The sequence below is a fragment of the Burkholderia sp. AU16482 genome (genome assembly GCF_002223285.1).
Classification (GTDB): Bacteria; Pseudomonadota; Gammaproteobacteria; order Burkholderiales; family Burkholderiaceae; genus Burkholderia; species Burkholderia semiarida.
The window spans coordinates 843,733-866,139 of sequence record NZ_NKEY01000006.1 but is presented as its reverse complement, the minus strand read 5'-3'; the positions used below and the strand labels follow the sequence as shown (position 1 = coordinate 866,139).

The following is a 22,407-nucleotide window of genomic DNA, read 5'->3' as shown; positions in this document are numbered from 1 at the left end:
TTCGTCATTTTGCTCCGCGATACGACTCAAGCGTGATGGGCGTTTGCGCGGCGATACTGGTTGCCACACCGACACCTGTCGGCCGACCGATACGAACACGTAGGAGATTTCAGTGAGCCGAAACGCCATTCAGTGGACCGGGGTTTTCCCGGCCGTCAGCACGCAGTTCAAGCCGGACTTTTCCCTCGACATCGACGCCACGCACCGCGTGGTCAAGAACCTGGTGAACGACGGCGTGTCGGGCCTCGTGGTCTGCGGCACGGTCGGCGAAAACACGTCGCTGTCGACGAGCGAGAAGCTCCAGGTGATCGAAGCCGCACGCGACGCGGCCGGCGGCAAGGTTCCCGTGATCGCCGGCATCGCTGAATTCACGACCGAATTCGCGCGCAACACGGTGCGCGAAGCGCAGCGCGTCGGCGTCGACGGCGTGATGGTGATGCCCGCGCTCGTCTACTCGGCGAAACCGCACGAAACCGCCGCGCACTTTCGCGCGGTCGCGACGAGCACCGACCTGCCGGTGATGGTCTACAACAACCCGCCGATCTACAAGAACGACGTGACGCCCGACGTGCTGATCGCGCTGCAGGATTGCGAGAACATCGTCTGCTTCAAGGATTCGTCGGGCGATACGCGCCGCTTCATCGACCTGCGCAACGCGGTCGGCGATCGCTTCGTGCTGTTCGCGGGCCTCGACGACGTCGTGGTCGAGAGCATCGCGGTCGGCGCCGAAGGCTGGGTGTCGGGCATGTCGAACGCATTTCCGAAGGAAGGCGAAACGCTGTTCCGCCTCGCGAAGCAGAAGCGCTTCGACGAAGCGCTCGCGCTGTATCGCTGGTTCATGCCGCTGCTGCACCTCGACGCACGCCCGGACCTCGTGCAGTGCATCAAGCTGTGCGAAGAGCTGGTCGGCCGCGGCAGCGCGATCACGCGTCCGCCGCGCCTCGCGCTGCAAGGCGACACGCTCGCGGAAGTGAAGGCGATCGTCGCGAAGGCGCTGGAAACGCGCCCGGTGCTGCCCGACGTCGGTCTCTGATCGACGCCCCCGGCGGCGGCGCGCGGGCTTGCCCCGCTACGCGCCGCCGTCTCCGGTCCGGCATGGCCCGCGGGCCGTTCACGCCCACCCCGGCGTCACGCCGCGCGTGAACGGGCCGCGGCCCGCCCCGGTCGTTCGAACCGGGCGACGCCGGCCTGCAGGCGAGCGCCACTGCTCCGTCGGAGCGCGGCGCACATCGAGCCTGTGCCGATATTCCCTCCAGGAGACAAGCCCATGCCAGGCCAAGGCAACGCACACCCGTCCGTCCCGCTTTCCCGTTCCGCGCGCCCCGACGCGGGTCACGGCAAGTTCAAGAAACAGCTGTCGCTGACCGATCTCACGTTCATCGGTCTCGGCGCCATTTTCGGTTCGGGGTGGCTGTTCGCCGCGAGTCACGTATCGACGATCGCGGGCCCGGCCGGCATCTTCTCGTGGCTGCTCGGCGGCTTCGCGGTGCTGCTGCTCGGCATCGTCTACTGCGAACTCGGCGCCGCGCTGCCGCGCGCGGGCGGCGTGGTGCGCTACCCGGTGTTCTCGCACGGCCCGCTGCTCGGCTACCTGATGGGCTTCATCACGCTGATCGCGTTCTCGAGCCTGATCGCGATCGAAGTGGTCGCCGCGCGCCAGTACGCGGCCGCGTGGTTTCCGGGCCTGACGATCGAAGGATCGAGCGACCCGACGACACTCGGCTGGCTCGTGCAGGCGGCGCTGCTCTGCTTCTTCTTTTACCTGAACTATTCGAGCGTGAAGACGTTCGCGAAGGCGAACAACATCATCAGCGTCTTCAAGTTCATCGTGCCGCTCGCGGTGATCGGCGTGCTGTTCACGTTCTTCAAGCCCGCGAACCTGACCGTGCACGGCTTCGCGCCGTTCGGCATGCCGGGCATCGAGATGGCCGTGTCGGCCGGCGGCATCATCTTCGCGTATCTCGGGCTCACGCCGATCGTCTCGGTCGCGAGCGAGGTGCGCAATCCGCAGCGCACGATCCCGATCGCGCTGATCCTGTCGATCCTGCTGTCGACGCTGATCTACGTGCTGCTGCAACTCGCGTTCATCGGCAGCATCCCGACGGCCATGCTCGCCGCCGGCTGGCACGACGTGAGCAAGGCGTTCTCACTGCCGTACCGCGACATCGCCCTTGCACTCGGCGTCGGCTGGCTCGCGGTGATGGTCGTCGCCGACGCGATGATCTCGCCGAGCGGCTGCGGCAACATCTACATGAACGCGACGCCGCGCGTGGTCTACGGCTGGGCGAAAACGGGCACGTTCTTCAAGGTGTTCACACGCGTCGACGAAGCGTCGGGCATCCCGCGCGCGGGCCTGTGGCTCACGTTCGGCCTCGCGATCTTCTGGACGCTGCCGTTTCCGTCGTGGGAAGCGCTGATCAACATCGTGTCGGCCGCGCTGGTATTGAGCTATGCGGTCGCGCCCGTGTCGGTCGCCGCGCTGCGCCGCACCGCGCCCGACCTGCCGCGGCCGTTCCGCGCCAGCGCGTTCGGCGTCACCGGCCCCGCGTCGTTCGTGATCGCCGCGCTGATCGTCTACTGGTCGGGCTGGAGCACCGTGTCCTGGCTGCTCGGGCTGCAGATCGTGATGTTCGTCATCTATCTCGCGTGCCGCCGCTGGGTGCCGACCGCGCAGCTGAGCCTCGCCGAGCAGGTGCGTTCGTCCGCGTGGCTGATCGCGTTCTATGCAGCGATGATCGTGCTGTCGTATCTCGGCGGCTTCGGCGGCACGGGCCGGCTCGCGCATCCGTACGACACGGTCGTCGTCGCGGCCGTCGCGCTCGTCATCTACTACTGGGGCGCAAACACCGGCGTGCGCGCCGACAAGCTGCAACTCGACGACGACGAGGACTGACGCGCCCGCGCCCTTTTTCAGCCCTTTTCCCCTTCCAACGGCCGGGCGCAGTACGCCCGGCCCTGCCTTTTCCGAGGAAAACCATGCAACTCACAGGTCAGCTCCTGATCGGCCCGTCGGCCGTCACCGGGCAGAACGGCACCCTCCACGCGCTCGCCGCCGCCACCGGCGAACCGCTCGAACCGGCGTTCGGCGGCGCGAGCCTGCACGACCTCGAAACGGCGTGCGCGCTCGCCGACGACGCGTTCGACACCTATCGCGAAACGTCGCCCGACGCGCGCGCCGCGTTCCTCGACGCGATCGGCCGCCACATCATGGCGCTCGGCGACGACCTGATCGAGCGCTGCGTCGTCGAAACCGGGCTGCCGCGCGCACGCATCGAAGGCGAACGCGGCCGCACGGTCGGGCAGCTCGCGCTGTTCGCGTCGCTCGTCCGGGACGGCGGCTTTCTCGACGCGCGGATCGATCCGGCGCGTCCCGAGCGCAAGCCGCTGCCGCGCGTCGACCTGCGCCTGCGCAACGTCGCGCTCGGGCCCGTCGCCGTGTTCGGTGCGTCGAACTTCCCGCTCGCGTTCTCGGTGGCCGGCGGCGACACGGCGTCGGCGCTCGCGGCCGGCTGCCCGGTGATCGTCAAGGCGCATTCCGCGCATCCGGGCACGTCGGAACTCGTCGGCCGCGCGATCCAGCAGGCCGTGCGCGAATGCGGGATGCCGACCGGCGTGTTCTCGCTGCTGTTCGACGCATCGCGCGAGATCGGTCAGGCGCTCGTCGCCGATCCGCGCATCAAGGCGGTCGGCTTCACCGGCTCGCGCCGCGGCGGCGTCGCGCTGATGCATATCGCGGCCGCGCGAGCCGAGCCGATTCCCGTCTATGCGGAAATGAGCTCGATCAATCCCGTGCTGCTGTGTCCCGCCGCGCTCGACGCCCGTCACGACACCATCGCAGCGCAGTTCGTCGCGTCGCTCACGCTCGGCGCCGGCCAGTTCTGCACGAATCCAGGCCTCGTGCTCGCGGTGGACGGCCCCGCGCTGCGCGCATTCGAAGCCGCGGCGGCCGATGCCGTGCGTGCCGTCGCCGCGCAGACGATGCTGACACCGGCTATCCACGCGAGCTACGCGCAAGGCGTCGCGGCGCTGCGCGATCACGATGCGGTCGAGCTGCTGGCCGAAGGCGCGGAAGGCGGCCGTCACCAGGCCCGCGCGGCGCTGTTCGCGACGTCCGCCGATGCGTTCATCGCCCACCCCGAGTTGCGCGACGAAGTATTCGGCCCCGCGTCGCTGATCGTCCGCTGCGCGGACGCCGACACGCTGCATCGCGTGCTGAAGTCGCTCGAAGGTCAGTTGACGATCGCCGCGCATCTCGCCGACGGCGACGCGGCACTGTTCGCCGCGCTGCGCCCGACGCTCGAACGCAAGGCCGGCCGCATTCTCGTCAACGGTTTCGGCACGGGCGTCGAGGTCGGCCACGCGATGGTGCACGGCGGCCCGTTCCCGGCGACGTCCGACACGCGCACGACGTCCGTCGGCGCACGCGCGATCGAGCGCTTCCTGCGCCCCGTGTCGTACCAGGACGTGCCGGACGCGTTGCTGCCGGACGCGATTCGCAGCGGCAATCCGCTGCACGTGCCGCAACGCATCGACGGCGTGCCCGCCCCGCGCGAGGTGAACCATGGCTGAGCGCGCAACCGAAGTCGTCCTGTCGCTCGATGAAGTGCGCGCACTCGCGCTGCGCGTGCTGACGCACAACGGGATGTCCGACGCGCATGCGCACGCCATCGCCAACGTGATCACGCAGGGCCAGCGCGACGAGTGCCATTCGCACGGCGTGTACCGGCTGCTCGTCTGCGTGCGCTCGCTGAAAAAAGGCAAGGTCGATCCGCAAGCCGTGCCGACGCTGCGCCGGCTGTCGTCATCGATCGTCGCGGTCGACGCGCATCGCGGCTTCTCGCTGCTGAGCTTCGAGACCGGGCTGCCCGTGCTGGTCGAGATGGCGAAGCAGCACGGCATCGCCGCGATGGCGATCAACCATTGCTACCACTTCTCCGCGCTGTGGCCCGAGGTCGAGGCGATCGCCGCCGAAGGGCTGGTCGGCATCGCGATGAACCCCAGCCATAGCTGGGTCGCGCCGGAAGGCGGCCGCGAACCGGTGTTCGGCACCAACCCGATCGCGTTCGCATGGCCGCGCCCGGGCGGCGAGCCGTTCGTGTTCGATTTCGCGACGAGCGCGATCGCGCGCGGCGACATCGAGCTGCACGCGAAACAGGGCAAGACGATTCCGCCGCACTGGGCGATCGACGCCGACGGCCAGCCGACCACCGACCCGAAAGCCGCGCTGCAGGGCGCGATGCGCACGTTCGGCGGGCACAAGGGCTCGGCGCTCGCGGCGATGGTCGAGCTGCTCGGCGGCGCGCTGATCGGCGACATGACGAGCCGGGAATCGATGGATTTCGACGAAGGCGTCGGCGCGACGCCTTGCCACGGCGAGCTCGTGATCGCGTTCGACCCGAAGGTGTTTCTCGGCGACGATCTCGACGCGGGGCTCGCGCGCGGCGAACGGATGTTCGAATCGATCGTCGCGCAAGGCGCGCGACTGCCGTCGCAACGGCGCTTCGACGCCCGCGCGCGCAGCATCGCAAACGGCGTGCGGATTCCGAAGGCGCTGTACGACGAGATCCTGACGCTGCTCGATTGACGCGCGATCGAGCCGCACGGCGCGGCTTCACCATCGGCAGAACGGGCGGTGAAGCCGCGCGCCCGTTGCGCCGGCAATGACCTGCGTCGGGCTGCGTGCCGGCGAGCCCGGGCGCGCCGGGCGAGCATGGCCCCTGGCCGGCGCGCCGCTCGCCCGCTCCCGCCGGCGCCACGGGCCCGGCGGCTGTGGGATAATCGCGAAGTTTGCCCAGGGCGCAGCTCAAGAGGTTGTTCGCACGGGCGCGAGAGAGGCCTTTATTCCCGAGCCTCCACCCTTTTCCCGCGATATTTCTTCAGCTTTCACCATGCCCACTTACCGTTCCAAAACCTCCACCGCCGGCCGCAACATGGCAGGTGCGCGCTCGCTGTGGCGTGCCACCGGCATGAAAGACGACGATTTCTCGAAACCGATCATCGCGGTCGTCAACTCGTTCACCCAGTTCGTGCCCGGGCACGTGCACCTGAAGGATCTCGGCCAGCTCGTCGCGCGCGAGATCGAAGCCGCGGGCGGCGTCGCGAAGGAATTCAACACGATCGCGGTCGACGACGGCATCGCGATGGGCCACGACGGCATGCTGTACTCGCTGCCGAGCCGCGACATCATCGCCGACTCGGTCGAATACATGGTGAACGCGCACTGCGCGGACGCGATGGTATGCATCTCGAACTGCGACAAGATCACGCCGGGGATGCTGATGGCCGCGATGCGCCTGAACATTCCGGTGATCTTCGTGTCGGGCGGCCCGATGGAAGCCGGCAAGACGCGCCTCGCGAACCCGGTCACCAAAGCCATCGAACTGAAGAAGCTCGACCTCGTCGACGCGATGGTGATCGCGGCCGACCAGTCGTATTCGGATGCCGACGTCGCCGAAGTCGAACGCTCGGCGTGCCCGACCTGCGGCTCGTGCTCGGGCATGTTCACCGCGAACTCGATGAACTGCCTGACCGAAGCGCTCGGCCTGTCGCTGCCCGGCAACGGCACGGTCGTCGCCACGCACGCCGATCGCGAACAGCTGTTCAAGCGCGCCGGCCGCCGCATCGTCGAACTGACGCGCCAGCACTACGAGCAGGACGACGAACGCGTGCTGCCCCGCTCGGTCGGCTTCAAGGCGTTCGAGAACGCGATGACGCTCGACATCGCGATGGGCGGCTCGACCAACACGATCCTGCACCTGCTCGCGATCGCGCAGGAAGCCGGCATCGACTTCACGATGAAGGACATCGACCGCCTGTCGCGCACCGTGCCGCAGCTGTGCAAGGTCGCGCCGAACACGAACAAGTACCACATCGAGGACGTGCACCGCGCAGGCGGCATCATGGCGATCCTCGGCGAGCTCGAGCGCGCCGGCAAGCTGCACACCGACGTGCCGACCGTCCACGCGCCGACGTTGAAGGACGCGCTCGACCAGTGGGACATCGTCCGCACGCAGGACGAAGCGGTCCGCACGTTCTACCTGGCCGGCCCGGCCGGCATTCCGACGCAGGTCGCGTTCAGCCAAAACACGCGCTGGCCGAGCCTCGACCTCGACCGCGCCGAAGGCTGCATCCGCTCGTACGAGCATGCGTTCTCGAAGGAAGGCGGCCTCGCCGTGCTGACCGGCAACATCGCGCTCGACGGCTGCGTGGTGAAGACGGCCGGCGTCGACGAGAGCATCCTCGTGTTCGAAGGCTCGGCTCACGTGACCGAATCGCAGGACGAAGCGGTCGAGAACATTCTGAACGACAAGGTCAAGGCCGGCGACGTCGTGATCGTGCGCTACGAAGGCCCGAAGGGCGGCCCGGGCATGCAGGAAATGCTCTACCCGACCAGCTACATCAAGTCGAAGGGCCTCGGCAAGGCATGCGCGCTGCTGACGGACGGCCGTTTCTCGGGCGGTACGTCGGGCCTGTCGATCGGCCACTGCTCGCCGGAAGCGGCAGCGGGCGGCGCGATCGGCCTCGTGCGCGACGGCGACCGCATCCGCATCGACATCCCGAACCGCACGATCGACGTGCTGGTGTCGGACGAGGAACTGGCGCGCCGCCGCGAGGAGCAGAACGCGAAGGGCTGGAAGCCCGCCCAGCCGCGTCCGCGCAAGGTGTCCGCGGCGCTGAAGGCATACGCGAAGCTGGTGATGTCGGCCGACAAGGGTGCGGTACGCGACCTGTCCCTGCTCGACGACTGATGCGACGCGCTACAGGCGGCGGGTAGCGGCTTGCCCGCTTCCCGTTCGCCCGATCCGAAAGCCGCTCTTCGGAGCGGCTTTTTTTCGTCCGTTGCCCGGAGAAGCCGCGGCACCGGCGCCCTCAGTGACGGAGTTCGTCGGGGCCACCGCCTGCGCCGCGATTACCGCCGCCATTTCCGCCGCCTTGCGGCCGCGCATAACCGCCGCCCCCCTGCCGCACCGGCGGCGGCATCATGTGGCCCTCGCCGCCCGGCATGGGCGATGACGGGCGCGGCACGGCCGGCGGCGGGCTGGCCGGACGTGCATTACCCACCCCACCCGGCATCGGGGTCGGCGCTGGCGGGCTGGCCGGGCGCGCATTACCCACTCCACCCGGCATCGGTGTCGGTGCAGGAGCAGCCGGTGGCGGCACGCGATTCGCGCCGTTCCAGCCGCCGCGCGTGGCCGATGGCCGCGTGTCATGCACGGGCGGCGGGCCGGCCGGCGCGACCTGCATCGGTGCGCCCGGCCGCGGCCGCCCTTGCCCCGGCGGCATGCCGCCGGGACCGAGCCGCGGCTCCGCACGGCGCGCCCAGCGATCGCGGTCGGGATACCACGGGCGGTGCCGGTAATAGCGGTCCCAGTACGCGCCGATCGCGAATCCGGTCACCGGCACACCGATGATCGCGCCGTACTCGAGCAGCGGCACATAGTTGCCCTGGTACGGATAGTCGAGCAACTGCGCATCGATCCAGCCGCGCACGCCCGGCAGCGCGACGTCGCACCACGTGTAGTCGCTCAGGCAGCCGAATACGTCCAGCGCGGTGCCGGGCGGAATCTGCGCGACCACCGGATAATCGGGCGCCGGCCCCGCAAACAGCTCGGCCGGCGAATTCGTGTAAGCGCTGCTCTGCGCATCGGCGACGCCCGGCACGGCCGCGAGGCCGGCCAGGACGACGCACAGACTTCGGACAATCGTGTTCAACATGATGCTCTCCCGCGCCGCGCCGCCGCGCGCCCGTCAGTGCCGATGGCCGCCGCCCCAGTGGCCGCCACCCCAGTGGCCCCCGCCCCCATGGCCGCCACCCCAATGCCCGCCACCCCACGGACGATGCCAGTACCCGCCGCGCCCGCCCCAGTATCCGCCGCCGCCCCAGCGGCCCCAGAAGCCGATCGTCACGGGCGGCCCGTACCAGCCTGAGTAGTACGCCGGGTAGTAATACGGATACGGCGCCGGCACGTAGGCCGGGGCGACATACACGGGCACCGCCGTGCCGGCGTCGACCTGCGCTTGCGGCACGGTCGACTGGGCCGGGCCAGGCGTGGCCGGTGCAGCCGGAATCTCGCGCTGCGTCACCGTGGCGGGCACGGGTGCGTAATAAGGTGCATAGCCGTACGGGCTCGTGTAGTAGCAGCCGCCAAGCATCAGTGCGGCCAGCGCGACGACGGCCGGCCTCGCGGCGGGAATCGGGTTCATCTCGTACTCCGGCGGAATCCGTGCGCCACCGCCAGGCGGCGCGCGTGACTCTAGCTTACGTCCCCTGCGGATTTCCGCGCGTATGATCGGTTACTTTTTGTTTCCTGCTCCGGCGCGCCGCGCGGGCACGCCGCGTGCTGGCCCGTCCGCGGCGCCGGCGTTGAAGTTAGCGCAAATGCCCTCAACTTGAACGATGTCGGGCTGACCGGCGCGGACGGGCGTCCGCGATCCACCGGCAACCGCAAACCGGCGAGCTTCGGCCCGCCCAGACAGGAACGCGGCTCGCGCCGCCATCGACATGACTACGCCACGCCCCACTCTCCGGGCGGACACACCGCTCGATCCGATCATCCAGTTGCTGGCGCTCGCCGGCGAGCAGGGTTATCTGACGCACGCCGACCTCGTCGACGCGCTGCCGCCCGAAAGCGACAGCCCCGATGCGCTCGACGTCGTACGCGCCGCGCTCGCCGACATCGGCATCGCGGTACTCGACGAGCCGGCCGCGCCCGCACCGTTCGCCGGCGCGGCGCCGGTCGAGGTCGATCGCGACGCGCTCGACGAAGGCAGGGCCATGCTCGGCGACCTCGCACGCGGCACGAGCGCGTCGACCGATCCGCTCGCGCTCTACATGCGGCGCATGCAAGCGGTGCCGCTGCTCACGCGCGAAGGCGAAATCGCGCTCGCCCGCGAAATCGAGACGGGCCGTCATCAGGTATTGCATGCGATCGCCGGCTATCCGCCCGCGGTCGACGTGCTGCTCGAGCGTCATCGCACGACAGGCGCGACCGGGTCGGCCGACGGCGACGACGATACGCCGGCGCCCGCCCGCTACGATGCGCTGCACGCGGCGGTCTCGGCGCTGCGCGGCGCGCTGCATGCGCATGGCAGCCGTTCGGACGAATATCGCGACGCGCGCAACCACGTGGCCGCCCTGCTCGGCTCGCTCGCTTGGGTCGCGCCGGCCGTCGACGACGCAAGCCGTACCGTGCGCGCACTCGCGAGCGCACCGCACGATCCGTCGGCGGTCGATGCAGCGCACTTCGATGCGGTCGCACGGCGCGCGCTCGCGGCGGCGCTGAGCGACGGCCAGCAAAAGGTGCGCGATGCAACGCGCGCGATGCTCGAGGCGAACCTGCGGCTCGTGCTGTCGATCGCGCGCAAGTACCTGAACCGCGGCGTCGACCTGTCCGACCTCGTGCAGGACGGTTGCCTCGGCCTGATGCGCGCGATCGAGAAATTCGAATACCGGCGCGGGTTCAAGTTCTCGACCTATGCGACGTGGTGGATCCGCCAGGCGATCGCACGGGCGGTCGCGGATCGCTCCCGCACGATCCGCGTGCCGGTGCACGTCGGCGACCAGTATCAGCGCGTGCAGCGGCATGTGCTGCGCTTTCGCCAGCGGACGGGCCGTCGGGCCACGCCGGCCGAACTCGCGGCCGAAACCGGCCTCGACGAAGACAAGCTGCGCGCGGTGCTCGCGCTGCCGGCCGAGCCGGTTTCGCTCGACACGCCGCTGCCCGATGCGGATACCGGCCTCGTGGAATTGATCGAGGATCGGGCATCGGCCAGCCCGTTCGAGCAACTGGCCGACACGCGCATGCGCGAATGCGTGCTGTCGCTGCTGCGGTCGGTCACGCCGACCGAGGCCGACGTGCTGCGCCGGCGGTTCGGCCTGGGTGGCGCCGAGCCCGACACCTACGACGCGATCGCGCAGGATGCGGGAATGTCGCGCGAGCGCGTGCGGCAAATCGAGAAACGGGCGCTCGCCGCGCTGCGCACGGCCGCCGAGGCCGAGAACGCGCAGTCGTTTCTCGACGCGTAACCGCATCGCGCGCCGCGCACGGTCGTGCCGAAATGCTGCATGACCGTGCACGGCGCGCCTGTGCTACGTTTGCCATTGACGCACATCAAGTTTTCTTCATCGCGCGTCACGACAATGGTTGAAAGCCGACCGGCGCATCGCTCGCCGCAGCCATTCCGTTTGTGCTTTTCGGGTCCCTCGCCATGCAGTCGACCGTCAGCCAGACGTACGAGGAAAACCAGCCTATCGCGGCCTGCCTGCGCGAGGCCGCGCAACGGCTCGTCGACCAGGGCGCGAATCCGTACCGGGTCGCCGCGTACCGCGCGGCGGCCGACACGGTCGATGCGCTCGACCGCGACGTCCGCACCGTGTTCGAAACCGGCGGCGTCGAGGCGCTCGGCGCGCTGCCCGACGTCGGCGCGGGCGTCGCGCAGGCGATCGCCGAGCTGCTGGTGACCGGCCGCTGGCGCCAGCTCGACCGCCTGCGCGGCGACGCGGAACGCGCGTCCGCATTCGAAGCCGTGCCGGGCATCGGTCACGCGCTCGCGCTGCGCATTCATGACGCGCTGCACATCGATACGCTGGAGGAACTCGAACGCGCGGCCCGCAACGGCCAGCTCGAAACGATCGCGGGCGTCGGCCCGCGGCGCGCGGTCGGCATCCGCGCCGCGCTCGACGACGTGCTGAGCCGCCGCCGACGCTGGCAAGGTCACATGCGAAACGCCGGCCCCGGCACGGAGCCGCCGGTCGAACTGCTGCTTTACATCGATCGCCAGTACCGCAACAAGGCGGCCGCCGGCGTGCTGCCGACGCTCACGCACCGGCGCCCGAACGCGGACGGTTACGTGCCGCCGCCCGTGATGCACATGACCAAGGGCGGCTGGCATTTCACGGCGCTGAGCCAGCAGGCCGCCATGCGCACGCCGGAAGCCGGGCGCCCGACCGACTGGGTGTCGCTCTACTTCTACGACGCCGCGCAGTGCGAGCACCAGCGCACCGTGTTCACCGAAACGTACGGCGCACTCGTCGGCAAGCGAATCGTGCGCGGGCGCGAAATGGAATGCCGCGTGTATTACGCGGGATGAGCAGGCGCGGCTGTTTCGCGGACGCCGAAGCCGGCACGGACGATGTCGCCTCGTCGCATTCGGCACGTCGAACCCGTGACGTCGCCACGTAGCCGTCCTTCCGTCGAACGGCTATCGCGGCGCATCCTGCCTCGCGCGGGCTCGCTGCCTACGCACCTTCCGGCTTCGCGCGGCGCGCCGGATGACGATGCGCGGCAATGCGCAGCAGCTTCTGGAACGACGGGCATTCGAGATGGTTCGCCGCCGGGCATACGGCCGCATGCCGCAGCGCATCGCGCACCGCGCCGAGACGGCGAATCGTGCGGTCGAGCTCGTCGGCCTTGTCATCGAGTTTCGCGCGGTCGATCGCGGGCCGGCCCTCGGTGCCGACCATCGCGAGGATGTCGTCGAGCGAGAAACCGGCCTCGCGGCCGAGCGCGATCAACGCCAGACGCTCCAGCACCGACTCGTCGTATTGCCGCCGCAGCCCATGCCGGCCGATCGGGACGATCAGTCCCTTTTCCTCGTAATAACGCAGCGTCGATGCAGGCAGTCCCGTGCGCCGCGCTACCTCCGCAATGTCCAGTCGGCTCATGCTTGACCTCAAGTTCGCTTGAGGTTGCAAGATAGTCGCTCGACTCCATCAAGACAAGTCCGGCCCCCCCATGAAACCGTTGGCCCCGCGTCGTACTCCGCCGCGCCGCCGCACCATCGCCGTCCGCGGCCGACGTGCGCGACGAGCACGCCCGGCGGCCCGTTCGAACTGCTGTGATCGACGCGGGCGCCACGCTCGCGATGGAGCTGTCGACGCTGTTCCTGCGGCGGGTGCCCGGCATTCCGTCGCTCGACTGCGACGGGCGCGCGTCCGCCGCGGGCCCGCTCGTCAGGCCTTCATCGTCCCGGTGCGCACGTAGCGCTCGTGCCACGACAGCGCTTCGGCCAGCAGATGCGGCGTGTGCTTGCCGAAGCTTTCGCGCGACGCGCGCTCGAAGTAATCCTCGAGCATCGGGCGGTAGTCCGGGTGCGCGCAGGTCGCGATGATCTTGCGCGCGCGCTGCTTCGGCGACAGGCCGCGCAGGTCGGCCAGCCCCTGCTCGGTGACGACCACCGCGACGTCGTGCTCGGTATGGTCGACGTGGCTCGCCATCGGCACGATCCGCGAGATCGCCCCGCCCTTCGCGGTGCTCGCGGACATGAAGCACGACAGATAGCCGTTGCGCGCGAAGTCGCCCGAGCCGCCGATGCCGTTCTGGATCTTCGTGCCCATCACGTGCGTCGAATTCACGTTGCCGTAGATGTCGGCCTCGATCATCCCGTTCATCGCGATGCAACCGAGGCGGCGCACGAGTTCCGGATGGTTGCTGATCTCCTGCGGGCGCAGCACGATCTTCTCGCGGAACGTCGCGATGTCGTCGGCGAAACGCTGCACCGCGGCCGGGCTCAGCGACAGCGCGGTAGCCGACGCGAAGCTCAGCGTGCCGTCGTCGAGCAGGTCGAGCATGCCGTCCTGGATCACCTCGGTGTAGGCCGTCAGGTTCGAGAAGCCGGCCGAACTCAGTTCCGCGAGCACCGCGTTCGTGATGTTGCCGACGCCCGACTGCAGCGGCAGCAGGTTTTCCGGCAGGCGGCCGCGCTTCACTTCGTGGCGCAGGAAGTCGATCAGGTGCAGCGCGATCTGCCTGGAGGTCGCGTCAGGCGCGGTGAACGCATTGCTGCGGTCCGGCGCGTCGGTTTCGACGATCGCGACGATCTTGTCGGCCGGGCAGCGCAGGTACGGCTCGCCGATCCGGTCGTCGCTCTTCGTCAGTGGAATCGGCTTGCGGTGCGGCGGCAGCGCGGTGCCGTAGTAGATGTCGTGCATCCCGTCGAGGCCGAGCGGCTGGCGCGCATTCACTTCGAGGATCACGTGCTTCGCGCGCTCGAGCCAGGTCTTGTTGTTGCCGATCGACGCGGACGGAATCAGCAGCCCGTCCTCGCGGATGCCCGCGACTTCGACGATCGCGACGTCGAGATCGCCGTACAGCCCGAACCATGCGTATTGCGCGACGTGGCTCAGGTGGACGTCCTGGTAATCGACTTCGCCGCCGTTGATCTTGTCGCGCAACGTCGGGTCGGACTGGTACGGCAGCCGCATCGAGATGCCGTCGGTGCGGGCGAGCGCGCCGTCGAGTTCCGGTGCGGTCGACGCGCCCGTCAGCACGTTGATCCGGAAGTCCTCGCCGCGCGCGTGCGCCGCGTCGATATGGGCGGCCAGCGCGGCCGGCACGGCCTTCGGATAGCCCGACCCGGTGAAGCCGCTCATGGCGACGGTCATGCCGGGGCGGATCAGCGCGGCGGCTTCGTCGGCGGTGCGGACGAGCGAACGCAGGGCGGGAGCGAGGATGCGTGATGAAGACATGGCTGGTTATCTGACGCTTTGGTCTGTCGTTGACGTCGCGGGGGGTGTCTCCTGAGCGACGCGAAGCCCTTGGGGCCGCGAGGGGCGGCCCGGCACCACGGGCACGGTCGGAGTATCGCAGAGGCGATCGCCGCGAAATGTCCGCTGGATGCAAAAGATCCTTGCCGGATTTGTCGGGTATCGAACGGTCGTTCCGTGACAGGCGATCGGCCCGCGCGATGCGCGCGAAAGGTACGTGAAAGCACCGGGGCGGAATCGCCGGTTCGCGATCGCCGGCCGTCGCGCATCAATCGACGGATGTCCCTCGACATTGACGGCCTTTGGTTCGGCAACGGACGACACCCGTCCGGCGTGGCCGATTGTCGCCCGCTGCGCTCTTTCCCGGCCTGACGGAGGTCAAGCTCCGGTCCATCGCGCGCCGCCGGCCGGCCGGCGCGAGAAGCGCCGCCGCGCCGGCCCGCGAAGCCCCTGCGGCCTTGACAGCCGCGCGATGCGGACCACACTGGAAAGTGGGTCCGGCCGCCCGGTCGGCGGCCTCGTTCGCCGGCGCGTTTTCGAACCGCCCGATGCCTGCAAGACGCGGTAACACTCCCGCATGTCAGGACATTGATCGAATAAAAAGCAACAAATTACAATTCCGTATATATTTCGCCGATGGACCAAAGAAAAACCGCCACACACCCCGAACCGCCCCTGCCACGCACGTGGGATGCGCGGCTCGCGCGCTCGCTTGTCCGACCGCTCGTCGATACGCCGGTCACCCCGAATCACCTCACCACCCTTCGTCTGCTGATCGGCCTCGCCGGCGCCTGGTGCCTCGCGCACGGCGGCTTCGGCTGGAGCAATGCGGGTGCGTTCCTGATCGTGCTGTCGAACTTCGTCGACCATACCGACGGCGAGCTCGCGCGCATCAGCGGCAAGTCCAGCAAGATCGGTCATTTTTACGACCTCGCGGCCGATGCGCTCGTCACGGTCGCGCTGTTCGTCAGCATGGGCGTCGGCATCGTCGCCCAGGGCGGCCAGATGGCCGCGTCGCCGGTGCTGCTCGGCGCCGTGGCCGGCGCGGCCGTCGCGCTGATCTTCTTCCTGCGCATGCGGATCGAATCGATCGCCGGCAAGGCCGGCACCAAGCAGGCGTTCGCCGGCGGCTTCGAAACCGAGGACGTGCTGTACCTGCTGCCGATCGTGACGCTCGTCGACGGCGTGCAGCCGTTCCTGCTCGCGGCGTCGATCGGCGCCCCGCTGTTCGCCGCCTGGGTCGTGATCGACTGGTGGCGCGTCGTGCGGCGCGGCAACCGCGGCGACCTTTCGCAGAATTCAACCGAAATCCAGGCTTCCAAATGACTCCTAGCACGCGCGACGATTCCGTGCTGAGCCCGGCACGCCCCGCGCCCGTGCGCGCGAAGGCGGCCGATCCCGATCGCACCGTGGCCGACTGCGTCGGCCGGCTCGACCTCGAGCGCCTGCGCGGCGACTACACGCGCCAGGGCTCGTTCCTCTATCTCGACGCATTCCTGCCGGCCGACGCGCACGCGAAGCTGGCGGATGCCGCGCGCGCGATGCAGGCCGGCCTGAACCGCAATTACCTGCCCGGCCACAAGCAGGGCGGCAGCGTGAGCCGCCATACGATCGACGAGCAGGCGCCGTACATCGCCGAGCTGTATCGCTCGAAGGCGCTGATCGGCTTCCTCGAGAAAATCACCGGCGACAAGCTGATGCTGTCGCCGGACGACGATCCGCACGCGTACGCGCTCTACTACTACACGAAACCCGGCGACCACATCGGCTGGCACTACGATACGTCGTACTACGACGGCCGCCGCTACACGCTGCTGATCGGCGTTATCGACGAATCGTCGTGCCGACTCGACTACGAGCTGCATACGCGCAACCCGGACGTGCCCGACGAACCGGGCTCCGTGCAGATCGCCGACGGCGGCATCGTGCTGTTCGACGGCGACAAGCTGCGCCACCGCATCACGCCGCTCGGCCAGAACGAGATGCGCGTGTCGCTCACGTTCGAATACGTGACGAACCCCGGCATGCGGCCGTGGAAGCGCTTCATCTCGAACATGAAGGACGCGATCGCGTATTTCGGTTTCCGCCAGGTCTTCAAGCAGTTGGCGACGCGACGCACGAGCGGGTCATGACACGCGCGGGCCTCATCCTGCTGTCCCTCGGGACCGCACTCTTCATCGCCCTGCTGGCCTGGCAAGGCGTCGGCGCGGTGGCGTCCACGTTCCTCGCGGCCGGCTGGGGCCTCGCGCTCGTCGCGGCGTTCCACGTCGTGCCGCTCGTGATCGACGCAGTAGCCATTACGGTCATGTTCCGCCGCGGGCAGCCGGGCGCCGAACTCGGCAATGCGCTGCGCGCGCGCTGGGTCGGCGAATCGGTGAACAGCCTGCTGCCCGCCGGGCAGATCGGCGGCCCCGTACTGATGGTGCGCCACCTCGCGCAGCGCGGCACGCGGATGGCCGACGCGGCCGCCGCCGTGACCGTCGGCACGACGATGCAGGCGCTCTCGCAGATGGCCTTCGCGCTGATCGGCATCGCCGCGTTCAGCCTGTATGCGACGCACGAGTCGGTCGCGCACCTGCGCACGCCCGCGCTGATCGCCACCGGCGTGCTCGGCGCGCTCGCGGTGATGTTCTATCTGGCGCAGCGGCGCGGCCTGTTCGGCCGCGGCCTGCGCCTCGCGTCGAAGCTGCTCGGCCCGCGCGACTGGTCGTCGCTCGCCACGCGCGCCGACGCGATCGACGGCGCCGTCGGCGCGCTGTACCGCGATCGCGCGAAAGTCGCGAAGACCTTCGCGTTGAGCCTCGTCGGCTGGATCGTCGGCACCGCGGAAGTGTGGCTCGCGCTGCACTTCCTCGGGCATCCGGTGAGCTGGCTCGACGCGCTGCTGCTCGAAAGCGTCGGCCAGGCGATTCGCGGCGCGGCCTTCGCGATCCCGGGCTCGCTCGGCGCGCAGGAAGGCGGCTACCTGCTGCTCGCGCCGCTGGTCGGCTTGCCGCCCGACGCGGCGCTCGCGCTGTCGCTCGCGAAGCGGGCGCGCGAACTCGCGCTCGGCCTGCCCGGCCTGCTCTATCTGCATTTCAGTGAAAGAAACTGGCAGCGGCGCCGTGCGCCGCAGCCGCTCGCCGACTGATCGTTCAGATCGCCGGCTTTTTGGTTGGAGAACCCATGCGAGCCATCATTCTTGCGGCAGGCCTCGGCTTGCGCCTGCAACAACCGCCCGAAGCGCAGTTTCCGAAGTGCCTGCTGCGCTTCGACGACGTGTCGCTGCTCGAGCGCCATCTGCGCGTGCTCGACGCCGCGGGCGTCGACGAGATCGTGCTCGGGCTCGGCTTTCAGCACGAGAAGGTCGAGCAGGAACTGAAGCGCCTCGGCCGCACCGCCGAGATCGTGATCAACGACCGCTACGACCTCGGCAGCGTGCTGACCGTGCATACCGTCGCCGAGGCGATGACGCGCGGCGGCGACGTGCTGCTGATGGACGCGGACGTGCTGTACGACGAGAACATCCTGCACGCGCTGGTGGCCGATTCCGATCGCGCGGTCGACCGCCTGCTGATCGACCGCGACTTCGAGGCCGGCGACGAACCCGTCAAGCTGTGCCTGAAGAACGGCGTGCCGGTCGAGCTGCGCAAGCAGCTCGCGGTCGACCTCGACTACGACACGATCGGCGAATCGGTCGGCTTCTTCCGCTTCACCGAAGGCACCGCGCGCCGCCTCGCGACGATCGTCGCGGGCTACGTCGACAGCGGCCGCGCGAACATGCCGCACGAGGAAGCCGTGCGCGACCTGCTGCTCGAAGGCGGCCATTCGTTCGACGTCGCCGACGTCACCGGCTCGCCGTGGATCGAGATCGATTTCCCGAACGACGTCGCACGCGCGACGCAAGACATTCTTCCCCTGATTCAACGCACTACCGCCGGAGCCGCACGATGAACGCACGCGAACCCAACTTCACCGAATCGCGCAGCGCGCGCCTGCGCCGCATGCTCGTCAGCAGCGATCTCGAATTCCTGATGGAAGCGCACAACGGCCTGTCCGCGCGGATCGTCCGCGAGGCCGGCTTCAAGGGCATCTGGGCCTCGGGCCTCGCGATCTCCGCGCAGTTCGGCGTGCGCGACAACAACGAAGCGAGCTGGACGCAGGTCGTCGACGTGCTCGAATTCATGGCCGACGCGAGCGACCTGCCGATCCTGCTCGACGGCGACACCGGCTACGGCAACTTCAACAACGTGCGCCGCCTCGTGAAGAAGCTCGAGCAGCGCGGCATCGCCGGCGTGTGCATCGAGGACAAGCAGTTTCCGAAGACCAACAGCTTCATCGGCGGCGAACGCCAGCCGCTCGCCGAGATCGACGAATTCTGCGGCAAGATCAAGGCCGGCAAGGATTCGCAGACCGACCCCGACTTCTCGATCGTCGCGCGCGTCGAAGCGCTGATCGCGGGCTGGGGGATGGACGAGGCGCTGCGCCGCGCGAACGCGTACGCGGAAGCCGGCGCCGACGCGATCCTGATCCACAGCAAGCTGTCGCGTCCCGACGAGATCCTGCAGTTCGCACGCGAATGGAGCGGCAAGGCGCCGCTCGTGATCGTGCCGACCAAGTACTACAGCACGCCGACCGACGTGTTCCGCCAGGCCGGCATCAGCACCGTGATCTGGGCGAACCACCTGATCCGCGCGTCGGCATCCGCGATGCAGGCGACCGCGCGCGAGATCTACGAGAGCCAAACGCTGATCAACGTCGAGGACCGCGTCGCATCGGTCAACGAGATCTTCCGCCTGCAGGACGCCGACGAGTACTCGGCTGCCGAGCGTATCTACCTGTCTTCGTCGTCGCGCGCGTCGAATGCGGCGATCGTGCTCGCCGCGAGCCGCGGCAAGGGCCTCGAAGCCGTCACCGAAGATAAACCCAAGGTCATGCTGCCGGTCGCCGGCAAGCCGCTGCTGCGCTGGCTCGTCGACGGCTTCAAGACGCACGGCGTAAACGACATCACCGTGGTCGGCGGCTATCGCGCCGATGCGATCGACACGTCGGGCATCAAGCTCGTCGTCAACGAGCGCCATGCGCAGACGGGCGAACTCGCATCGCTCGCCTGCGCGGCCGACCGCCTGACCGGCGACACCGTGATCTCGTACGGCGACCTGCTGTTCCGCAGCTACATCGTGCGCGACCTCGCGGAGAGCGAGGCCGAGTTCAGCGTGGTGGTCGATTCGTCGCTCACCGAGACCAACCAGAGCGTGCGCGACTTCGCCCTCTGCTCGGCGGCCGACGATCGCGGCCTGTTCGGCCAGAAGACCTACCTGCAGCGCGTGTCGAGCGACGTCGCCGCGGGCACCCCGCACGGCCGCTGGATCGGCCTGCTGAACGTGCGCGGCGCCGGCGTCGACCGCCTGAAGGCGATGCTCGCGACGCTGCAGGCGCGTCCTGATTTCGACACGCTCGACATCCCGTCGCTGCTGAACGAACTGATTGCCGCCGGCGAGAAGATCGAAGTGCAGTACGTGCACGGCCACTGGCGCGGCGTCAACGACCTCGAAGACTTCCGCCGCGCGGGCGATTTCGCACACGGCCAGACGCCGCTGTCCGAGCCGGGCACCGCCAACGGGGGCGCGCAATGATCGAAGCGGCCCAGTTCGTCGAGGCCGCGCGCGAACGCGGCTTCGACTGGTACGCGGGCGTGCCCTGCTCGTACCTGACGCCGTTCATCAATTACGTGTTGCAGGACCCGACGCTGCATTACGTGTCGGCCGCGAACGAAGGCGACGCGGTCGCACTGATCGCCGGCGCGACGCTCGGCGGCAAGCGCGGAATCGCGATGATGCAGAACTCGGGGCTCGGCAACGCGGTGAGCCCGCTCACGTCGCTCACCTGGACGTTCCGCCTGCCGCAGTTGCTGATCGTCACGTGGCGCGGCCAGCCGGGCGTGGCCGACGAGCCGCAGCACGCGCTGATGGGCCCGATCACGCCCGCGATGCTCGACACGATGGAGATCCCGTGGGAGACGTTCCCGACCGACCCGGAACAGGTCGGCCCGGCACTCGACCGCGCGATCGCGCACATGGACGCGACGGGCCGCCCGTACGCGCTCGTGATGCAGAAAGGCAGCGTCGCGCCGTATGAACTGAAGGCGAACCCGGCCGCGAAGCCGCGCGCGCACGTCGTCGCGCAATCGTCGGCGCGCGCCGCGTCGGCCGATGCATGGCCGACCCGTCACGACGCGCTGCAACGCGTGATCGCGCATACGCCGGTCGATTCGACCGTCGTGCTCGCGTCGACCGGTTTCTGCGGCCGCGAACTCTACGCGCTCGACGATCGCCCGAACCAGCTTTACATGGTCGGCTCGATGGGCTGCGTGACGCCGCTCGCGCTCGGCCTCGCGCTCGCGCGCCCCGACCTGCGCGTGGTGGCCGTCGACGGCGACGGCGCCGCGCTGATGCGCATGGGCGTGTTCGCGACGCTCGGTACCTACGGTCCGGCCAACCTCACGCACGTGCTGCTCGACAATGGCGCGCACGAATCGACGGGCGGCCGGGCGACGGTGTCGCAGCATGTGTCGTTCGCGGGTGTCGCCGCTTCGTGCGGTTATGCGTCGGCGGTCGAAGGCGATACGCTCGACGTGCTCGATGCGACGCTGGCTGCCAAGGGCGACGGTGCACAGTTCGTGCGCATTGCAATCCGCACCGGCGTGCCCGATGGCCTGCCGCGCCCGACCGTCACGCCGGTCGAGGTCAAGACCCGTCTGATGCGGCACATCGGCGCCGCGCAGACCGAAGCCCACGTCGAAGGAGCCCATTGATGCTGCTGCTGAACCCCGGCCCGGTCACGCTCTCCGAACGCGTGCGCCGCAGCCTGCTGCAACCCGACCTGTGCCATCGCGAAGGCGAATTCTTCGACTTGCAGGATGAAGCGCGTGCGCGGCTCGTTGCCGCGTATGAACTCGACCCGGCCGAATGGGCCGCCGTGCTGATGACCGGTTCGGGCACCGCCGCCGTCGAAAGCATGATCGCCGCGCTCGTGCCGCAGGACGGCAAGCTGCTCGTGATCGAGAACGGCGTGTACGGCGAGCGGATCACGCAGATCGCCACGCAGTACGGCATCGCGCACGATGTGCTGAAGCACGAGTGGATGCAGGCGCCGGATGTCGCGCAGATTGGCGCTCGCCTCGACGCGGGCCGCTACTCGCATGTCGCGGTGATCCATCATGAAACGACGACCGGCCGGCTGAACGACCTCGGCGCCATCGCCGAGGTGTGCCGTGCGCGCGGCGTGAAGATGCTCGTGGACGGCGTCAGCAGCTTCGGCGCGGAAGCGATCGATTTTGCAGGTGGCGACATCGATGCGGTTGCCGCGACCGCGAACAAGTGCCTGCATGGTGTGCCGGGTGCCGCGTTCGTGATCGTGCGCCGTAGTGCGCTCGCGAAGGCCGCGAGCCGCACGTACTACCTCGATCTCGGGCGGCTTGCGAAGCTGCAGGATCAGCGGAATACGCCGTTTACGCCGTCCGTGCATGCGTATTACGCGCTGGTCGAGGCGCTGCGCGAGTTCGATGAGGCCGGCGGCTGGCGTGCTCGGCATGCGCATTACAAGGCGCTTGCCGATCAGGCGCAGGCGGGGCTTGTTGCGCGCGGGATGCCGCTGGTGCTGCCGGAAGGCGAGTCGTCGGTGGTTTTGCGTGCGTACAGGCTGCCGCAGGGTGTGACGTACGAAACCCTGCACGACGGGCTGAAGGCGCGCGGCTTCGTGATCTACGCCGGGCAAGGCGGGCTGTCGAAGGAACTGTTCCGGATCTCGACGATGGGCGCGATTCAGGCGGCCGATGTCGAGCGGTTGCTGGATGGTTTTACCCAGTTGACGCGGTAAGCGCTGCCCTCACCTTCGTCCACGAAAGGCCCGCAAGGGCCTTTTTTCTTGTCCTTCACAATCGT

18 protein-coding genes are annotated in these 22,407 nt (G+C 68.9%); 14 read left to right on the top strand and 4 right to left on the bottom strand.

Annotated elements, in window-relative coordinates; all coding sequences use genetic code 11:
- The first annotated feature begins 112 nt into the window (after positions 1–112).
- From CFB35_RS21280 to ilvD, 5 genes are all read left to right on the top strand, one after another.
- Positions 113–1,033, top strand: coding sequence for a dihydrodipicolinate synthase family protein (locus tag CFB35_RS21280; RefSeq protein WP_059582316.1), 921 nt, complete (start codon positions 113–115; stop codon positions 1,031–1,033).
- Positions 1,034–1,267: 234 nt separating this feature from the next.
- Positions 1,268–2,893: an APC family permease gene (locus CFB35_RS21275; protein ID WP_059582319.1), complete on the top strand. Its 1,626-nt coding sequence runs from the start codon at positions 1,268–1,270 to the stop codon at positions 2,891–2,893.
- A gap of 83 nt (positions 2,894–2,976) precedes the next feature.
- A complete protein-coding gene (locus CFB35_RS21270; RefSeq protein WP_059582321.1) occupies positions 2,977–4,569 on the top strand; it encodes an aldehyde dehydrogenase (NADP(+)) in 1,593 nt (530 codons plus the stop codon).
- Positions 4,562–5,584, top strand: coding sequence for an Ldh family oxidoreductase (locus CFB35_RS21265; protein WP_059582324.1), 1,023 nt, complete (start codon positions 4,562–4,564; stop codon positions 5,582–5,584). The genes CFB35_RS21270 and CFB35_RS21265 overlap by 8 nt, the downstream gene beginning before the upstream one ends.
- A gap of 304 nt (positions 5,585–5,888) precedes the next feature.
- Entirely contained in the window at positions 5,889–7,748 is a 1,860-nt protein-coding gene (gene ilvD, locus CFB35_RS21260) for a dihydroxy-acid dehydratase (RefSeq protein WP_059582328.1), read from the top strand.
- Positions 7,749–7,869: 121 nt separating this feature from the next.
- Here the strand turns inward: ilvD and CFB35_RS21255 are convergent, their stop codons facing one another.
- Positions 7,870–8,715: an SH3 domain-containing protein gene (locus CFB35_RS21255; RefSeq protein ID WP_059582331.1), complete on the bottom strand. Its 846-nt coding sequence runs from the start codon at positions 8,713–8,715 to the stop codon at positions 7,870–7,872.
- A 33-nt stretch (positions 8,716–8,748) separates the two neighbouring features.
- Positions 8,749–9,204 carry a hypothetical protein gene (locus CFB35_RS21250; protein WP_059582334.1) on the bottom strand — a complete coding sequence of 152 codons (456 nt, stop codon included), beginning with the start codon at positions 9,202–9,204 and terminating at the stop codon, positions 8,749–8,751.
- Between the two features lie 298 nt (positions 9,205–9,502).
- On the opposite strand from CFB35_RS21250, the gene CFB35_RS21245 reads away from it, so the two are divergent.
- Together CFB35_RS21245 and CFB35_RS21240 are read left to right on the top strand one after the other, a co-directional pair.
- A complete protein-coding gene (locus CFB35_RS21245) occupies positions 9,503–11,026 on the top strand; it encodes a sigma-70 family RNA polymerase sigma factor (RefSeq protein WP_059582337.1) in 1,524 nt (507 codons plus the stop codon).
- Between the two features lie 182 nt (positions 11,027–11,208).
- On the top strand, positions 11,209–12,090 hold the full coding sequence (locus tag CFB35_RS21240) for a helix-hairpin-helix domain-containing protein (protein WP_059582339.1): 882 nt from the start codon (positions 11,209–11,211) through the stop codon (positions 12,088–12,090).
- Positions 12,091–12,238: 148 nt separating this feature from the next.
- On the opposite strand, the gene CFB35_RS21235 is transcribed toward CFB35_RS21240, so the two are convergent.
- Together CFB35_RS21235 and CFB35_RS21230 are read right to left on the bottom strand one after the other, a co-directional pair.
- Positions 12,239–12,664: a helix-turn-helix domain-containing protein gene (locus CFB35_RS21235; protein WP_059582342.1), complete on the bottom strand. Its 426-nt coding sequence runs from the start codon at positions 12,662–12,664 to the stop codon at positions 12,239–12,241.
- A 288-nt stretch (positions 12,665–12,952) separates the two neighbouring features.
- A complete protein-coding gene (locus CFB35_RS21230; protein WP_059582345.1) occupies positions 12,953–14,467 on the bottom strand; it encodes an acetyl-CoA hydrolase/transferase family protein in 1,515 nt (504 codons plus the stop codon).
- A gap of 654 nt (positions 14,468–15,121) precedes the next feature.
- Here CFB35_RS21230 and CFB35_RS21220 point away from each other — a divergent pair.
- The 7 genes from CFB35_RS21220 to CFB35_RS21190 are packed head-to-tail and all read left to right on the top strand — an operon-like array spanning position 15,122 to position 22,342.
- Positions 15,122–15,811 carry a CDP-alcohol phosphatidyltransferase family protein gene (locus tag CFB35_RS21220; RefSeq protein WP_059582348.1) on the top strand — a complete coding sequence of 230 codons (690 nt, stop codon included), beginning with the start codon at positions 15,122–15,124 and terminating at the stop codon, positions 15,809–15,811.
- On the top strand, positions 15,808–16,617 hold the full coding sequence (locus CFB35_RS21215) for a 2OG-Fe(II) oxygenase (RefSeq protein WP_059582349.1): 810 nt from the start codon (positions 15,808–15,810) through the stop codon (positions 16,615–16,617). The genes CFB35_RS21220 and CFB35_RS21215 overlap by 4 nt, the downstream gene beginning before the upstream one ends.
- Positions 16,614–17,615, top strand: coding sequence for a TIGR00374 family protein (locus CFB35_RS21210; RefSeq protein WP_059582352.1), 1,002 nt, complete (start codon positions 16,614–16,616; stop codon positions 17,613–17,615). Before CFB35_RS21215 ends, CFB35_RS21210 begins: the two co-directional genes overlap by 4 nt.
- Before the next feature lie 35 nt (positions 17,616–17,650).
- Positions 17,651–18,418, top strand: coding sequence for an NTP transferase domain-containing protein (locus tag CFB35_RS21205; protein WP_059582354.1), 768 nt, complete (start codon positions 17,651–17,653; stop codon positions 18,416–18,418).
- Entirely contained in the window at positions 18,415–20,100 is a 1,686-nt protein-coding gene (gene aepX / locus CFB35_RS21200; protein WP_089465543.1) for a phosphoenolpyruvate mutase, read from the top strand. The genes CFB35_RS21205 and aepX overlap by 4 nt, the downstream gene beginning before the upstream one ends.
- A complete protein-coding gene (aepY, locus tag CFB35_RS21195; RefSeq protein ID WP_089465542.1) occupies positions 20,097–21,278 on the top strand; it encodes a phosphonopyruvate decarboxylase in 1,182 nt (393 codons plus the stop codon). Before aepX ends, aepY begins: the two co-directional genes overlap by 4 nt.
- Positions 21,278–22,342, top strand: a complete 1,065-nt coding sequence (locus CFB35_RS21190; RefSeq protein ID WP_059582362.1) for a 2-aminoethylphosphonate aminotransferase — start codon at positions 21,278–21,280, stop codon at positions 22,340–22,342. The genes aepY and CFB35_RS21190 overlap by 1 nt, the downstream gene beginning before the upstream one ends.
- Positions 22,343–22,407: the final 65 nt, after the last annotated feature.

Bases quoted from the DNA above. Each gene is read 5' to 3' on its own strand.
- CFB35_RS21275 (WP_059582319.1), top strand. From the start codon at position 1,268: ATGCCAGGCCAAGGCAACGCACACCCGTCCGTCCCGCTTTCCCGTTCC.
- CFB35_RS21270 (WP_059582321.1), top strand. From the start codon at position 2,977: ATGCAACTCACAGGTCAGCTCCTGATCGGCCCGTCGGCCGTCACCGGG.
- CFB35_RS21265 (WP_059582324.1), top strand. From the start codon at position 4,562: ATGGCTGAGCGCGCAACCGAAGTCGTCCTGTCGCTCGATGAAGTGCGC.
- ilvD (WP_059582328.1), top strand. From the start codon at position 5,889: ATGCCCACTTACCGTTCCAAAACCTCCACCGCCGGCCGCAACATGGCA.
- CFB35_RS21255 (WP_059582331.1), bottom strand. From the start codon at position 8,715: ATGTTGAACACGATTGTCCGAAGTCTGTGCGTCGTCCTGGCCGGCCTC.
- CFB35_RS21250 (WP_059582334.1), bottom strand. From the start codon at position 9,204: ATGAACCCGATTCCCGCCGCGAGGCCGGCCGTCGTCGCGCTGGCCGCA.
- CFB35_RS21245 (WP_059582337.1), top strand. From the start codon at position 9,503: ATGACTACGCCACGCCCCACTCTCCGGGCGGACACACCGCTCGATCCG.
- CFB35_RS21240 (WP_059582339.1), top strand. From the start codon at position 11,209: ATGCAGTCGACCGTCAGCCAGACGTACGAGGAAAACCAGCCTATCGCG.
- CFB35_RS21235 (WP_059582342.1), bottom strand. From the start codon at position 12,664: ATGAGCCGACTGGACATTGCGGAGGTAGCGCGGCGCACGGGACTGCCT.
- CFB35_RS21230 (WP_059582345.1), bottom strand. From the start codon at position 14,467: ATGTCTTCATCACGCATCCTCGCTCCCGCCCTGCGTTCGCTCGTCCGC.
- CFB35_RS21220 (WP_059582348.1), top strand. From the start codon at position 15,122: ATGGACCAAAGAAAAACCGCCACACACCCCGAACCGCCCCTGCCACGC.
- CFB35_RS21215 (WP_059582349.1), top strand. From the start codon at position 15,808: ATGACTCCTAGCACGCGCGACGATTCCGTGCTGAGCCCGGCACGCCCC.
- CFB35_RS21210 (WP_059582352.1), top strand. From the start codon at position 16,614: ATGACACGCGCGGGCCTCATCCTGCTGTCCCTCGGGACCGCACTCTTC.
- CFB35_RS21205 (WP_059582354.1), top strand. From the start codon at position 17,651: ATGCGAGCCATCATTCTTGCGGCAGGCCTCGGCTTGCGCCTGCAACAA.
- aepX (WP_089465543.1), top strand. From the start codon at position 18,415: ATGAACGCACGCGAACCCAACTTCACCGAATCGCGCAGCGCGCGCCTG.
- aepY (WP_089465542.1), top strand. From the start codon at position 20,097: ATGATCGAAGCGGCCCAGTTCGTCGAGGCCGCGCGCGAACGCGGCTTC.
- CFB35_RS21190 (WP_059582362.1), top strand. From the start codon at position 21,278: ATGCTGCTGCTGAACCCCGGCCCGGTCACGCTCTCCGAACGCGTGCGC.